The following is a 15,371-nucleotide window of genomic DNA, read 5'->3' on the forward strand; positions in this document are numbered from 1 at the left end:
ACAAAGGGGACAAAATGGGGACAACGGCTTCCTCAAAAGACGGATGAAATTCCCTTTTCGGGCTTTTCATCCGTCATAACTACTCATCTCCTAATATGTCTTCAAGTGATCGACAAAAAATCTCAGAGAATTCCCTCCAATTATCTTTTTCATCCACTTTTTATATTTCTTTTTTGATTTTTTTGGTACATAAACTGTACTATAACCTGATGCATCTAGACACATCTTAGGCGGATTGATAGAGGTAAATACAACTTTTGTATGATCTTTTCTCCAATCCCAGCCGTGTTTTTCTATTCGAGTGAGATTGCATGATAATACGATCTTATCGACACTGGTCCCCTCATGAGATAGCCCCTCTTCGCCTTCTCCAACTAAACTTATGTGATTTCCAAGAATTCTTACTTTATTGGACATCACATACTTTTTCCCGCTTGGACATATGGCCACGATTAGCTCTCCATCCTTTTTTCTATAAATAGTTTGGCCATCCTTCGCCAAATATTTGTTGTTCGGGGATAGCTTAACTTTTTTTATGTAAAAGCTGTCAAGTGCACAGCTTTCCATCCCCTTAAGAGTTGAAGGAAGCGAGATTTCTTTACATTTTATGTTGGATAAAATCCCAGCATTAATGTATCTTACTCCCTCTGGAATCTCCAGTTTCTTGGCCCTTGAACAACAAGCAACAAGTCTTTTTTTCTTATCTGTGATAAATATTCCGTCAGTCTTCAAATACTTGTTTTTTGGTGAGATTTCTATCTTAGAAAGCTTAGGGCAACCGGCAAAAACATCATATCCTAATGACTTAACATTTCTCGATAATCTCACATATTCAAGCTTAGGACATCCATAAAACAGATATGATTCCACTTCTTTCAAAGCTCTCGGAAGTCTGATTTTCTTGATGTGCAAACCACTAAATGAAGTATAGTAGATTCTCCTAACACTATTTGGAATTACTATTTCCTTTATGTGATGATTCGTTATATCATTTCCCGGCGCTCCATGTGCTATCTCTACTGTATCTCCAAATATGTTATTCGAGAACTCTTCATCTTCTAATCCACCTAACTCGATTACTTTCATTCCATTAATCTTCTCAGGAATGACAAGTTTACTTTTTTTGTTCTTTTTCCCAAGTTTAATATATTGCACGCAACATATCTTCTTTACTTTGTTTTGATATCCATGAAATGTATGGCCATCAATAACTTTCTTTAATGGCGGAGTTCTGTCCCACAAGCGACTTTTAGCTCCTGATTCCGTCTTTATTACAAAACAGCCTATAACTAAAGTAAATAGTAATAGTAGAACCGTCCTTATTTTTTTGTCTCTTATAATATTGGTCATCTATGTTTTCTCCTTTACTTCTTAATCGCCAATGCAGCCTGAACGCCGTACTTAGCAGCAATTTTCTCAAGTTTTCCTGAGGCTGCATATTCTTTGAAAAGTTTATTCAACTTCTCCGTGAGATTGGAACCCTTCCTAAATCCAACAGCATACTCTTCACTATTTAGGCTTACAGTATATGTAAGCTTTTCAAAGCTTGTTCCCTCTCCCACCATGGCAGCTGCCATAAGTGAATCTATGATTGCGGCATCGGAAGTTCCTGCGGATACCTCCATAAGGGCGTTGGACTGATTAGTTACTGCTGTATACTTTAGGCCTCTTTTCTTGGCTTCTTTTTCTCCGGCACTTCCGGTCTCAACTGCAAAATTGAGTTTTTTCACGCTCTCCACATCCTTATACAAATCAGCCTTGTCCTTTGGCACAATCACAATCTGGGCATTGTTACAATATGCATCAGTGCAGCTCATAGATTTCTTCACTTCGTCTGTTAGGGTCATTCCATTCCACACGCAATCAATACTTCCGGAATCTAGCTCATGGATCTTGTCGTCCCATTCTATCTCGACAAATTCCACATCCACGCCGAGACTGCTGGCAAATTCCTTGGCCATATCCGCATCAAAACCTACCCATTCTCCAGAAGAATCTTTATAATCCATAGGCTCAAAGTCATTAATACCCACAACAAGCTTCTTCCTCTCTTTGACTTTCTTCAAATCTCCCTCTTCATTTTCAACTGCCGAGCCGGAAGCACTACTGCCTCCGTTCTTAGTTTCTTTACTTGGGAAAAAGCTACTACAGCCGCACAAAGCTATACTCATTGTCATTACTATGATAAAAGCTAATAATCTCTTCATAATATCCTATCTCCTTCATTGTGTTAGCATGAAAATAGGCTCCTATGGTATCATTCATCTCATAAGAGCCCTGTGTACAATTATAATTTTACTATTAAAATATTCTCACGTCAATTATTCTCAGTGAAACGTAAGTACTTTTTCATAATCATATCCTCTGTCCGGTGTAAAGTCTCGCTTGTTGATTTCAAAATAAATGACAGAATTTTTCTTTACATCTGCTTCAATCAAGACCTTTCCGTCCTTTGTTGTCAAGATATCACTCTTAGTCAACGGATAAGCCGACTCGCGTATTAACTTAGTCTGCTCTCCGGTCGGATTGGCAGGTTCACCCAAGTCATGCCAAACCTTAAGCGGATTACAAGTTTCCTCATCAACAATCTTCTGAATATACGAAAACTCACTGATTTCTGTAGGAATCTCGATGGAACATTTTACCGCATCCCCGTCAATATTCCAGAGAATACCTGCATATCCATTCTCCGTCTCAACTACAACGCTTGTCTTATCTCTGTGAACGCATTTCTTCGCGCAATCCTTCAGTTTTTTATAGAAGACAAATGTCCAGAAAGTCGGCTTTGGAATATTTCCCGCGGCAACCATACCGAACCCACCATGAAACAGTGAAAATGGTACACCTTTCTCCTCGAAAACATCTCCAAATGTCCAGTAGGAGTACATCTCATTCATGTCTCCGATTCTCGACAATTGCTCCGCCATATAAGCTGCATTCAGGTTGGTATCGTGAATAACTCCATGTGGCGTATAGGATGTGCTAAACTCCGTAATGTGTATAGGCACGTCCTTATATTCTTCAAATGAATCCACGATATCTCTGGAGGATTGAAGATTATCAAATCTCATCTCGGCGTCTTCGAGCTTAGAATACTCGGCATGTCCAACAGATTCCGGGAACTCCACAGTATAGTGATGTCTCGTTATGATATCAGGATGAAGGCCATTCTCCCTACAGAACTTCAAAAACTCTGTAATCCACACATCTTCTTTGACTCCACATACAGCCGGTCCTCCTACCTTGAACCTCTCATCGTAATTCTTAATGGCAACAAAAGTTTCCTTAAACAACTTAAAGTACTCCTTCATATCAGCCTCATACCAAAATCCCGGAAGATTAGGCTCATTCCAAACCTCGATAGGCCATTCAAGAACTTCTTCACCGTATCTCCCCCTGAGATGCGCAAGCAAAGCCACTACCATATCCGTCCACTTTTTGTAATCCTTAGGCGGAGTTGTATTTCCCTTCCAATAGAAAATAGTCTGAGTCCCACTTGCAAGCTTCTCGGGCATGAAACCCAGCTCGATATACGGACGAATTCCCAACTCCAGGTACTTATCAAAGATGCGATCAACGTAGGTATAATTGTATTCTACTCTTGTCTCCCCATCTTCTTCGTATTCCTGATAAATCGCCACGTCATCGGAAAATAGTCCGTGTCCCCTGATAAACTTGAAACCAATCTCCTCTTGGACAAACTTTAACTGCCTTAAGTACTCGTCAGTCAATGCAAGACCAAGTCTTCCGGTTCCCACGCAGTAGTCAACATTGTTGTTGAACTTCACTTCATTTGCTGGATTAATAGTAATCATTTATAAATTCTCCCTTCGTTATATATGTAATCTACTATTGTAGAAAACGATTTTAAAACATATAAAATTCGGCCCAAATATATAGTTCTACTTTTGTAGAATAATATTTATTCTACGTAAGTAGTTACGCGTTGCATTTATCAACTGCACTCTTCCATCCCTTTATTTTCTCCTTGTCCCAAAGTATTGTCGTTTCTCGTTGATTTGTTATGCCTATGGCAGCCACATCTTCACCATGAATACCAGCTTTTTGCAGTGCTTCTACAAATACATCTATCTGAGTTTGCCAGATTTCCATAGGATCATGCTCCACAAATCCCGGTTTGGGAAAGATTTGTCTAAACTCCTTCTGAGCCATGGCAACAATACGTCCATCTCGATCAAAAATTACACACCTTGAACTCGTAGTTCCCTGATCAAGGGATGCTATGTACTTTTTACTCATATGCATTCTCCATTTAATTATCCTTCTTCAGAATATTTCTCTCTCATAGTATAATCCTTGTCTTCATCTATCATCTCGAGCATGATCTTGGCGAATACCGGGTCAAACTGGGTTCCCATGCCATTCTCAATCTCAGCTCGCACCTTCTCCTGAGACATGGTATCTCTGTAGCTTCTTCTACTTGTCATAGCATCATAAGCATCGGCAACTGCTATGATTCTAGCCTCCTCAGGGATGTCTTCTCCGGCGATTCCATCTGGATATCCGCCGCCCTCATATCTCTCGTGATGCCATCTGGTGCCTATTGTGAGTTTTGGATTGTCCTCTATAGTCTCAAGTATCCTATTTCCTATAACCGGATGCTTTTTAATCTCCTCAAACTCATCGCTTGTGAGCTTAGAAGTCTTGTTTATGACACCATCCGGAACACCGATTTTACCCACGTCATGTAGCAGTCCCATCATGTATATCTCATCTAATTCCGCTTCATTGTATCCATATCTCTCGGCGATCATCCTAGAATACTTTGCCACTCTGGTGGAGTGACCATTGGTATATGTATCCTTTGCATCTATGGCCGCCGCAAGTGCCGTGGCTATCTGAATATTTAACCCCTCAACTCTCTTTCTGTAATTCTGCTCATTCTTATATCCGAGGAAGTAGAAAAATGACAGGAGGATAAAGGTCACAAAGGAAACCATTCCATTGACAACCAGCTGAATATTTACATTTTCAAGCAATTCCTCTTTGTTTACAACAATTACGCCATACCACTGATTTCGGATTGGATGGACGAAAAGCACACACTCAGCTTCGTCAATAACTATCTCCGCTTTTCCGTCCTCAGCGTTCTCTATCTTCTTCAGAAAATCCTTGCCATCTATGCCCTTTATCTCGCTAATGTTCTTTCCACTATTTGCCGCATCTCTGTGAGCAATTATAAATCCATCTGTATTTACTACCATTCCATAGCCTTTCCCGGCTATATCCGCTTTTTCAATAACACTTTTAATATATCCAACCATGACATCGAGACAGACCACATTGCGCTCCTGAGGGATTCCGGCTATCTTCCTGTTGGATATTTCTTTGGCGATTGTAACCACAATTGCGCCTGTCTGAGCATCCACATACGGCGATACCATGACTATTCTTCCTCTTCCATTTATCGCAGTCTTATACCATTCTCTCTCCTTGGGTTTAAATCCCGCATCAGGTACCCAGTTAGTTCCATCCATATACTGTCCATCTATGTATGCATATATTCCGGTAAAGTTTTCATCAAAATTCTCCGACTGTCTCTTGGTCTGATTTTTGAGATAGTCCAGTATTTCTTCAGAGGGCCTACCTTTTCTAACCATCAAATCAACTGAATCTGCGGCGACGCGCAGTGTTGACTCCGCTATCACAAGATGGTTTTCAAGGTCAACTGCCGTTTTTTCTATCTCGTTGACGCCATCCTCATAAAGTCCCGTGACAGCAACTTTTTCATAGTTTGTCACATTGAATACTACCGCAAAAACCATTAATATTAAAGTTGACATTATAATAAATATCAAGTTAAATCTACTGCGTTTTGCCACATTGATTCCATGTTTTTTCGTCTCACTCTTTCTATAATTTGCAGTAACTCTGTATAGAAAGAAGAATATAATGAGTACAACTAACAGGGAAATCATAAAGAGAATAAGTACAATCTCGTTCGTCGGAATATTTATCTCGCTTATATTCGAAAAATTCTCCTTTATTCTCTTGGCGATATAGTATCCGACAAAACATGAGGCAAATATTATAATGGCCAGTATAATCTGAACTGATGTATTGAACCTAACATCAATTGTTCTATCACTGTTCGCCTCCTCAGTCTCGGCTTTATAGCGTTTTCCTGCTGCCATTACGAAGAAAATTGACACCACTGAACTTATGATTGAACAGTAAAAATATGGGTTCATCAGCTCACTTTCCCAATCAAAGCAAGAAGCTGTCCACATGCCATATTCAAAAATCAAAAATATCAGAATGAGTAACGGCATAGCCGGGAAGAACTCTCTCTGATCCTTATGTCTGATATAGCGAAGAATCTCGCCTGTACAAAGCATCATTATTATCGTGGTGATGCCCACTTGATAAATATTATTGTAAATACCTCCAAAACGAAGATATAGTGCCAACAGTGGTAGATTGGTGACCAATGGCCAAAGCATTATAGGATTAAAGTACTTTCCCTGTTCCCTGCGATACTCAAAAATCGCCATGAAAAGTGAGAGGTAGCCAAGATTCCATCCCAGATAAGCCAGAAACTCTGACACCTTAGGATAGTCACCCATAACAAGCACATATATTGACCAATAATAATCACTTAGCAAGTGGGAAACAAAAAAGACAATGAGAAATAAGTATACTCGCTTTGGGCGCTCCGTATACTTTGAAAAACAGTATAATAAACCTGCAACTGTGCAGATTAATGTTATAAAGTTTTCGATATTCTCATATACCATACTCATCATTCCTCTGCTTCTCTAATCTCTGCACTCATATCCTCCTGGAGTTTCTTTTGATTAAAGGACTCCCTATCCGGAACAATCATCTTAAATGAACTAATTACATCAATCTTTGTCTGAGCATTTTTAAGTGCGACTCCGAGAACATGTCCTCCCATTTTCTTGTCGCTTGATATGAAATGGAAGTGCCACCCCGGCATATTGAGTCCCTCCATGTAAGGCGGACAATACAGGGCAACGAGGTTTCCCTGAACATTTTCATAGGAAAATATTCTCTGATCTGCTGCCAAAGCCACATTGAGATACCTGTAAGGTGGATCTTGCTTGATAGAACTTCTAACTTGTACGCTGTCAAAATCAGCAAATATATTGGCAACGTAGAACTGATTGGTTCCCCTCTTCTCCACCACAGTATCAAGTGTGCTCTTGAGTTTCTCCATATCCTCTGCATCAAATGAATCCAAGACTATATCCTCTGTGAAAAATGTTACATTGGCAAATGGCACTGTCTCCTTGTCATCCGCAATAATCACAGTTCCATCTCCGAGAGCCTGATAGGCAACTCCATCAAGCACTATCATCTCTCCATTGACGCCTTCAAATGTTCCGATTCCTATATCACCGTACTGAACCAACTTCTCCACATTTATAACTCCATCATATTCTCCCTGCATAAGTGACTGCAGTAGTGCGACCTGGTATATGGAATTATTGATTCGTCTCTCAAGAGGTTCCCCTTCATCAACCTCTTCCTCGCTTTTAAATAGCATCTTTATCATGGATGGAAGACTTGTTGCCACCTCGCGAAACATCGGAATAATAGTTTCAACTATTCCGGATATGGTCTCCGGAGTCATATTGGATGAATCCTTGCTCTTTGCCGGCGTGACAAGGAGCATAAATGTTGAAAATGCTCCAAGAATCTGATCATACTTTATCAACTCGCTCTTATCCTTGGTCTCAAAGTATGTTTCCATCATAACACGTCTTCCCTCGAGGGCCAACTCAGGTGTTATCTGTAAAGACTTTTCTATAACTTCCGGTCTTGACTGTGCCGCAACCACATGACTCATGTAATTAAATGCCAAATCAAAAATCGGATGACCAACACATATGTCATCTAAGTCAATAAGCACAAGTTCCCCTTCTTGAACCATGATATTTCCCTCGTGGAAATCACTGTGAAGCACCGTATTGCAGTCAGGTATCGCCTTCAAAACGCTTCGCATGAGCTTAATATCTTCTTCTCCGATATAGCCATCTGCCATAAAATCAATCCACCCAGAAATCTTATCCTTAATCTCTGGTAGCACGCCCGGTTCCATCTCCGTAGTATGGAGTAACTTCATGAGTTCAGCCATCTTCTCTCCATACATTCCAACCTTGTCTGGCTCATCCATGATGCTATTGCCGACAGTCTTGGCATCAAGCATCTCAAATACGATACCATAACAGTTCCCAACCTTGACAGTGTCAAATGAAATAGCAGTTGGAATACCACTCATAAATGCCGCTTGGGCATACTTCTTCTCAGTGTCTATCTTCTCGAGAGAGGCACTCTCCCTAAATACTTTTATAATCGTATCGCGGTCAATCCTGTAAACTGTCCCATTTCCGCCTTGTCCTATAATCTCACACCCATCAACAGACACTTCTCTAAGTCTCTTCTTAACATCGAGAATGCCGGTGAATCCGGTACTCTCAAATATGTCATATACCTCAAGAGATACATCTCTGACAATAACGGGTTGATCCATCATCTTTCTCACTTTCATGAGAATCCTCAGTCCCGCACTTGAGATATACTCCAGCTTCGATGCATCGAATTCAACTACAGGGGTAGAATCCTCTAAACTCGACACTTTGTCCATAACATCTTTTTCGATACTCCCCGCATTAGATGAATCTATCCTACCGCTTAATTCAATAATCACTTTTTCCATAACCTTTTTCTCCTATACTTTTAACTATAATATACCTCTTCGTCTACCTCTCCCTCATTCTTTGCAACAACCAGGGTAGCTGCAACATCTCCCGTGGTATTGGACATAGTAGAGAACATATCGAGAATCGAATATATTGCCATCGGTATTGCCATGGCTTCTAGCGGAACATTTAACGAACTCAATACTACTCCAAGACCCACAAGGGAGCCTCCGGGAACGCCCGGTGCCGCAAATGACAATACGATGACTGTGAAAAACAGGCTTCCCAAAGCCGCTGGCGTCATCTCAATATTATATATACCAGCAAGAAAAATACTTATAATCACCATGGATACACATGAACCGTCCATATTGACAGTTGCTCCCAGTGGAATTGAGAAGTTACTAATCTTTGCTGCAATACCCATCTTCTCGGTGCAAACTCGCATATTGTGAGGCATAGCCGCTGCGCTGGATGACAAGGTAAAGCTCGCTATCATTCCATCTCTGGCATTCTTGAAAAACTTGATTGGATTCAATCTTGTAGTTATCAATATCATCAGTGAATATACTATCATCATGGATGCATAGCCGGCAATATTTACCAATCCCAGCTTAAGAACAGACAGCATAACCCCCATATCCGTTTTTATAATAATACTGGAAATAGATGCAAATACAGCAAAGGGAATAGCCATTGCTATTATCATCGTAGCCTTCAAAAACAGCTCATTGAGCCCTTCAAACAGCTCTTTGACCCTCGTGGAGTACTCTCCGATTTTTCCTACTGCAACTCCAAAAAGTAGCGCAAGAAAAATAGTCTGCATCGTATCTGATTTGAAAAATGGTGCCAAAAAATTATCCGGAACTATATTCACAATCGTATTTAACACGGACACATCGGCGCTCTTCCCTACATTAACTGCAACATTGGCGGATTGGGTGAGCTGAGAAAAACTTGAGATTTCTCCCCCATCTCCCTGAAAGAACACAGATACCAATACAAATCCCACACTCATAGCTATTACAGAAGTTAACATATAAACTCCCATTATCTTGGCTCCAATCTTTCCGAGCTCTGCAATGTTGGAAAACTGCGAAACACAAGAAATTATCGAAAAGAATATAACCGGCGCGAGCACAATCTTAAGGGCATTCATAAACATGGTCTTAATCGGTTCTAACAGATATGTACACATGCCTCCTGATACATTGTCAGGTAGGACTATTTTCCCTAAAACCCCCACAATAATTCCAAGCACAATTGCACAAATAGTTCTATATAGCATAGCTTGCTCTGACTTGTTGACTGTTACTCTAGCTTGGTTACAGCCTTTTTTGTATCTGTAATTGAATTTGTCCCCAAGGGATCTCAAAAGAATACTTCCTATTGCCTCTTCGGATTCAAGACTCTCCAAGCTTGCTGCCAAAATCCCCTCTTCACCAAGGGGGTTAAACTCTTCACCCTCCATGGAGAGTGCAATAGACGTGCTTCCCAAAGACTTTTTTATGCTAATTGTCAATTTTGCACCTTCACTTGCCACACGCTGAAATGCAATAATAGTTTCCTCCGAAGCGAGCACCGCTTTATTCACAGTTTTTCTGGGCAAATCAATCTTTGTAAGGATATCTTCTATGAACTCCAATGATTCTTGTAAAAATGTTCCGTCAGACGACGAAAACGCCTTCTTTTCGTTGATAAACCGCATACTCTTCTCCTTTTTTTACTCATACTCATACTTTTATTCCATAAAAAACACACACTTATATTTTATCACAAAAATCCCCATGACACAACCTGTCATGGGGATTCGAATCGCAACATATTACGGTTAAATCCAACAGTAACAAGATATACTTTATCTTCATGAGATTCCATAAGCCCGTTGAGCAAATATCCGCTCAACCCCTTTATCTCACAATCAGGATTCGTAATATCAAACAATTCTCCCGAATCCCTCTCTATGATGGTAACCGAATCCTTCTCATATATAAGAGAAATCTCATACAACAGCGATTTCTTCGTTTTATTGTTCTTTTCAAGTACAGTGAGGCCTATCTCCTCTATGAAGAGCGCCACACGTCTGGATGTTTTCTCGGAATACTTGTGCGACAGCAAGCTTTCCTCCACATTTTTAGACATCTCACCGGCAGTTTCCGGCGTAAGTATATCGTCCATAACTACTATCTCCGAAGTCATATTCCCAAGTAAAAATGGGAAATCCTCCCTGCCAAACTTCAGAAATACAAATGCATATGCACTGATAAGGGTGACTAGCGGTGATATGACAAAACCGGCCCACAAACCTACTCCGCCAAAAAGTGTCGAGCCAAGTACCGGAAGCAGCACATAGAGCAGACCATTTTGCAATACCGCAAAGCAAGTCGCCATGCCGATTCGGTCGATTAACATGTAGTATGATGTTGTCAATGACACCACTGAGCAAAACGTGAATCCGAGTGCTACGATTCGTATCGCATACATTGATGGCTCAAGGGCATCACCACTTGAAATTCCAAATAGTCCACAGAACTGCTTGGCAAAAACCCATATGAGAATCGTCGCCACAACTCCCTCGACAACAGCTGCCTTAAAGCCGGATTTCATCACCCTCTTGATGAGCACATGGTTTTTCTCTCCAAAGTACGTTCCTATAAGCGGCTGCATCGCCATTCCAACGCCATCCATCACCACACTGAACTCTATCAAACTAACCACCACTGCAAGGGTAACTAGTCCCGTATCTCCAAACTGCCTTGACACGAATCCTATCATGATATAATCCATCAACGCCCAGCAAATATATACAGATGAATCCACAATACTGTAGCGCGATGTCAGCAAGAAGTCCTTAAAGGCAAAATGCCACACAAAATGCAGTGTATTTCCCTTGCGGAAGTAATGCCAGATACATGTGATGATTCCCAGACTATTTCCAATCACTGAACCAAGTATTATACCGGTCATCCCCATGGTTCTTGCCAATATGACAGAACATACGATATTTCCGCCAATCTGGAATACATAGCAAATATTGTTACACAGCTCATCTCCGTCGCTGTAAACCATCTGCTCAAGATAGAAAATAACTATTGTCAAAAATGAATTAACCGGGGCAAGCCAATAATACTTCAATGCCTGCTCAAGAATCTCTCCCTCAATGCCATTAATCCTAAAATATGTATCCTGCATGAGAAAAATAGTCAATGCAGAGATCAGACCGATGATAATACTAATTATCAGACCCTGACTATATATCTCGTCTGCTCTCTTCTTCCGCATCGCACCTATCTCTCGCGCGAATACTATTCCGACTCCCGTCGATACCAGATCCCCAAAGAAGGTCACAATTCCCGTCACAGGCGTAATCGCATTGATAGCTGCAACTCCCTTTTCCCCTACAAAATACCCCGCTATGATACTGTCACTAAGAAGCATAAAATACATAACTGCCTTCGTAAACGTACCTGAAATAAACATAGAACTAAATTTTCGTTCGCAAAATCCTCTCATACCTTTTACCTCACATTATTAAATATTCCGGCAAGTATTGCCCCTGATATGTTATGCCACATCTCATTAAACCAATAACTTCAAAATCTTTTTGTTTGTTGATTTATTTAGTTTTCAAAAGGTCTTATCCTCAATGTTACACCGAGCTCATCACATATCCCTTGACAAATCGCTATCTTGTCTTCCGGCATAACTTTTTCAACAACTGTCATGACAACATTTGGTACATATCGTTTGGCAAGAACCGCAAATTCCTTTAATGCCTCATAAGATTCTATGCCAAATCGGGAACGAGTGAGTTCATAAAACTCTTCCGCATTTGGAGCATTTAAGGAAATCGATATCGTATCTACTCTTCCCTCAAGTTTTGGTGTGACATCATGTCCATATATTAGATTCGCCAAACCTATAGTATTTACTCGTACTTTCAAAGCCGGATACGTCTCCTTCAAAGTGTCAATTACTGTACATACATCATCAAGACGCTCCAAAGGTTCTCCAAAACCACAGAATACAAGTTCATTGATCACACTCAAATCATACTGTGAAAATAGTCCGAGAACATTTTCCACACTTGGTTCACCGTCTTTGAGCCACAGGTTGTTCTCCTCCTGCATCTCCTTGGTATGTCGCAAGCAGAATACACAATTGCATGGACACTTATTCGTCATGTTTACATAAATATTTTTCCCCGTGAGATCACCACTCTTGGAAATATCGAGATATCCCTCATTTCCAACTTTTCCTGTTACCGTATAAAGAATCATTTTATACCTCCATTAAATCTTTCATATACATTTCAAAGCAGAGTCCCCAATGAGTTGGAACCTGGTTTTCTTCGCAATACTTGATACATTTAGACGCAAACTCCGCGGCCTTTCTTACAGAATCATAAAAAGAATGTCCATTCATATACATCCCAGCAATAACCGAACTTATAACATCGCCAGTTCCGCTTCTATCCGCACCTATTCTATCAACCATAACAATCTGCGGATCTTCGTCCTTGGAGTAAATATAATTCATAATCTGCTTTTTATGAAATGGAATGCCAGTTACAACTATATGCTCAGGCCCTCTCTCTGAAAGCTTCTGGCACATGTCATGAAGTTCATCCGTGCTAAACTTACCATTTCCAAAATCAATATCAAGAATCGTGCAAAGTTCTGTCAGATTCGGAGTTATAATATCAGCATATTTTACTAACTCCTTCATCTTATCACACATTTCCCGAGTATATGTCTTATATAATACTCCATTGTCACCCATAACAGGGTCTATGAGAATAACAGAATCATCCTTCTTAAAAGACTTGATAAAATCAATAACTATATCTACTTGCTCTTTGGATCCAAGAAAGCCTGTAGCTATACCATCGAATTCCATCTTTAGATTCTTATATGTCTGAATATAGTCTTTCATCTTCGGTGTATAATCATCAAAAAAATATTCCGTAAATTGAGTATGCGTAGAAAGAATAGCGGTCGGAATAGTCACCGCCTGTATCTTCATCGCAGATATTATGGGTGCCATAACAGCTATGGAACATCGTCCAAAACCTGTTATATCATTTATAAGCGCCATTTTCTTTTGTTTCATTTTATTATCTCTCCAATGCTATAGTTTAAGCTGGTTTTTTTATAAGTGCACCAGCTTTTAATGTACACTTTCTCAAAATAACTGTTATGAGCACCGTGATTAGCATGTCCGGTACAGTATATCCAACTACCAAGTCATAATTCATAAGAACTCGGTAAATAACAAAACCCAATATCCATGATATACTTGCAATTCCATCAATCCTCCTGTCAGATTTCTTGTGCCTGACAATAAACTGATCTGCAATCTGAACTGATATCATAGGTGCAAAAATTGATCCTATGAAGTAAAGAAACTCTGTTATATTCTCCATCGGAAAGAGTATAGCCCCAGCTGTTCCTATTATTGTATCTATAATTCCTGGAATATTTGCCCTTATAGAATTCTTCAAGCTGCGCTTTCCCTCTGATTCCTTCGGAATTCTATTTTCAGGGAGCAAAGCAAAGGTCGACTGATTGCATGAAAATGCATCAATAAAGTTAGTGGTAACGCATGAAAAAACGATGATAAATAATCCTGCAACACCCAATCCAGCCTTTAGCATTATCTGATCAATTCTAGTTTCATGTGTAATAACTGCTGCCCCAAGACCTATTACATACATCCATATACTAGCCAATGTATATGTCGCACATGCAGAAAATGTTGTCTTGATTGGTTTATTCGCCCTATGTGTATAATCGGCAATCATCGGCAACCACGATAGAGGCATTGCTATTGACAACTCTAATCCCTGTCCAAAGGAAAGCCCCTCACCAACAGCCTTTGGGCCCGCCTCGCCATTGTTTAATCCTGAGAAGATAACATAAGATAAAACAATAGTCAGCAAAAGCAGTAATGCCATAACAACAACATTTAACTTATCTCTGTGCTTTAATCCCAGTAAAATCCACACAGTCGTCAAAACGCCTATGATTAAGCACCACCACGTATGACCAAGCTGGAGAATCCCCTGGGCAGAAAGTGATGCATCAAATATCATGATGCCTTGCCAACCAATGAGCTGAATTATATTCATAATTGCAAAAAAATAACTTCCATACTTACCAAAAGATAATGCCGATGACCTCATAGAACCTTCACGATTCTTGACTCCAATTACTCCGGCAAGCACCAAAAGCAGGAATCCGATGAGATGTCCTAAGACAATAACTATAAGCCCACGTACAAGTCCCAAGCTTTCTAGGGATGCACCTGTGAGAATCTCGGCGATTGATATTGCTGCGCCGAGCCAGATCAGTGAAATTCGAGACATTTTCCCGTCCTCCTTATAAAAACTTAATAGGCATATGCTTTTATAATTTAGGATTATATTTCAAAACTGACATCTTTTCAATAGTCAAAATGAGTTTTTTTGATAAGGTCAGTTTTGGGAGGCGGGGGGATGTGGTTGCTTGGGTGGGCTTTTCTGGGATTTTCCGGCTTAGGGCAACTCTTCAAGCTTCAATAAATACGGATGTTTCTTGTATCCCTCACTCTTTCTCGAACAAGTCTATCCCCCTCTTGGGGCATGCCAAATCCTTCTTTTTCAAATAGGCATGCCCCTCTCTCCTTATCAATCAAGTCTATCCC

The 15,371-nt window shown here is 40.2% G+C and carries 10 protein-coding genes and 1 pseudogene; all 11 read right to left on the reverse strand.

All coding sequences use genetic code 11. From position 1 onward, the window contains the following. Positions 1–90 precede the first annotated feature (90 nt). Entirely contained in the window at positions 91–1,350 is a 1,260-nt protein-coding gene (locus L877_RS0110920) for a leucine-rich repeat domain-containing protein (RefSeq protein WP_026836104.1), read from the reverse strand. A gap of 14 nt (positions 1,351–1,364) precedes the next feature. Beyond that, a complete protein-coding gene (locus L877_RS0110925) occupies positions 1,365–2,207 on the reverse strand; it encodes a transporter substrate-binding domain-containing protein (protein ID WP_156923033.1) in 843 nt (280 codons plus the stop codon). 120 nt (positions 2,208–2,327) lie between these two features. Continuing rightward, positions 2,328–3,815 carry a GH39 family glycosyl hydrolase gene (locus tag L877_RS0110930; protein ID WP_026836106.1) on the reverse strand — a complete coding sequence of 496 codons (1,488 nt, stop codon included), beginning with the start codon at positions 3,813–3,815 and terminating at the stop codon, positions 2,328–2,330. A 172-nt stretch (positions 3,816–3,987) separates the two neighbouring features. After that, positions 3,988–4,260 (reverse strand): annotated as a pseudogene (locus tag L877_RS0110935) (FGGY family carbohydrate kinase); the annotation flags it as partial. A 17-nt stretch (positions 4,261–4,277) separates the two neighbouring features. Further along, positions 4,278–6,767, reverse strand: coding sequence for an HD domain-containing phosphohydrolase (locus L877_RS14000; RefSeq protein ID WP_084554879.1), 2,490 nt, complete (start codon positions 6,765–6,767; stop codon positions 4,278–4,280). Next, positions 6,764–8,704, reverse strand: a complete 1,941-nt coding sequence (budA, locus tag L877_RS13715) for an acetolactate decarboxylase (RefSeq protein ID WP_051437835.1) — start codon at positions 8,702–8,704, stop codon at positions 6,764–6,766. The genes L877_RS14000 and budA overlap by 4 nt, the downstream gene beginning before the upstream one ends. 20 nt (positions 8,705–8,724) lie before the next feature. Beyond that, a complete protein-coding gene (locus L877_RS0110950) occupies positions 8,725–10,395 on the reverse strand; it encodes a dicarboxylate/amino acid:cation symporter (RefSeq protein ID WP_026836110.1) in 1,671 nt (556 codons plus the stop codon). Positions 10,396–10,487: 92 nt separating this feature from the next. Beyond that, a complete protein-coding gene (locus tag L877_RS0110955) occupies positions 10,488–12,167 on the reverse strand; it encodes an MATE family efflux transporter (protein WP_207637264.1) in 1,680 nt (559 codons plus the stop codon). Positions 12,168–12,307: 140 nt separating this feature from the next. Then, positions 12,308–12,967 (reverse strand): TatD family nuclease-associated radical SAM protein, encoded by a 660-nt coding sequence (locus L877_RS0110960; RefSeq protein ID WP_026836112.1) that lies wholly within the window; start codon positions 12,965–12,967, stop codon positions 12,308–12,310. A 1-nt stretch (position 12,968) separates the two neighbouring features. Then, positions 12,969–13,799 carry a pyridoxamine kinase gene (locus tag L877_RS0110965; RefSeq protein WP_026836113.1) on the reverse strand — a complete coding sequence of 277 codons (831 nt, stop codon included), beginning with the start codon at positions 13,797–13,799 and terminating at the stop codon, positions 12,969–12,971. 25 nt (positions 13,800–13,824) lie between these two features. Further along, positions 13,825–15,054: a putative hydroxymethylpyrimidine transporter CytX gene (gene cytX / locus L877_RS0110970; protein WP_026836114.1), complete on the reverse strand. Its 1,230-nt coding sequence runs from the start codon at positions 15,052–15,054 to the stop codon at positions 13,825–13,827. Positions 15,055–15,371: the final 317 nt, after the last annotated feature.

Origin of the sequence: Eubacterium xylanophilum ATCC 35991 (assembly GCF_000518685.1) — a bacterium.
Taxonomy (GTDB): domain Bacteria; phylum Bacillota; class Clostridia; order Lachnospirales; family Lachnospiraceae; genus Eubacterium_F; species Eubacterium_F xylanophilum.

Excerpts from the sequence above, each read along its gene's own strand:
- L877_RS0110920 (WP_026836104.1), bottom strand. The coding sequence starts at position 1,350 with ATGACCAATATTATAAGAGACAAAAAAATAAGGACGGTTCTACTATTA.
- L877_RS0110925 (WP_156923033.1), bottom strand. The coding sequence starts at position 2,207 with ATGAAGAGATTATTAGCTTTTATCATAGTAATGACAATGAGTATAGCT.
- L877_RS0110930 (WP_026836106.1), bottom strand. The coding sequence starts at position 3,815 with ATGATTACTATTAATCCAGCAAATGAAGTGAAGTTCAACAACAATGTT.
- L877_RS14000 (WP_084554879.1), bottom strand. The coding sequence starts at position 6,767 with ATGATGAGTATGGTATATGAGAATATCGAAAACTTTATAACATTAATC.
- budA (WP_051437835.1), bottom strand. The coding sequence starts at position 8,704 with ATGGAAAAAGTGATTATTGAATTAAGCGGTAGGATAGATTCATCTAAT.
- L877_RS0110950 (WP_026836110.1), bottom strand. The coding sequence starts at position 10,395 with ATGCGGTTTATCAACGAAAAGAAGGCGTTTTCGTCGTCTGACGGAACA.
- L877_RS0110955 (WP_207637264.1), bottom strand. The coding sequence starts at position 12,167 with ATGTTTATTTCAGGTACGTTTACGAAGGCAGTTATGTATTTTATGCTT.
- L877_RS0110960 (WP_026836112.1), bottom strand. The coding sequence starts at position 12,967 with ATGATTCTTTATACGGTAACAGGAAAAGTTGGAAATGAGGGATATCTC.
- L877_RS0110965 (WP_026836113.1), bottom strand. The coding sequence starts at position 13,799 with ATGAAACAAAAGAAAATGGCGCTTATAAATGATATAACAGGTTTTGGA.
- cytX (WP_026836114.1), bottom strand. The coding sequence starts at position 15,054 with ATGTCTCGAATTTCACTGATCTGGCTCGGCGCAGCAATATCAATCGCC.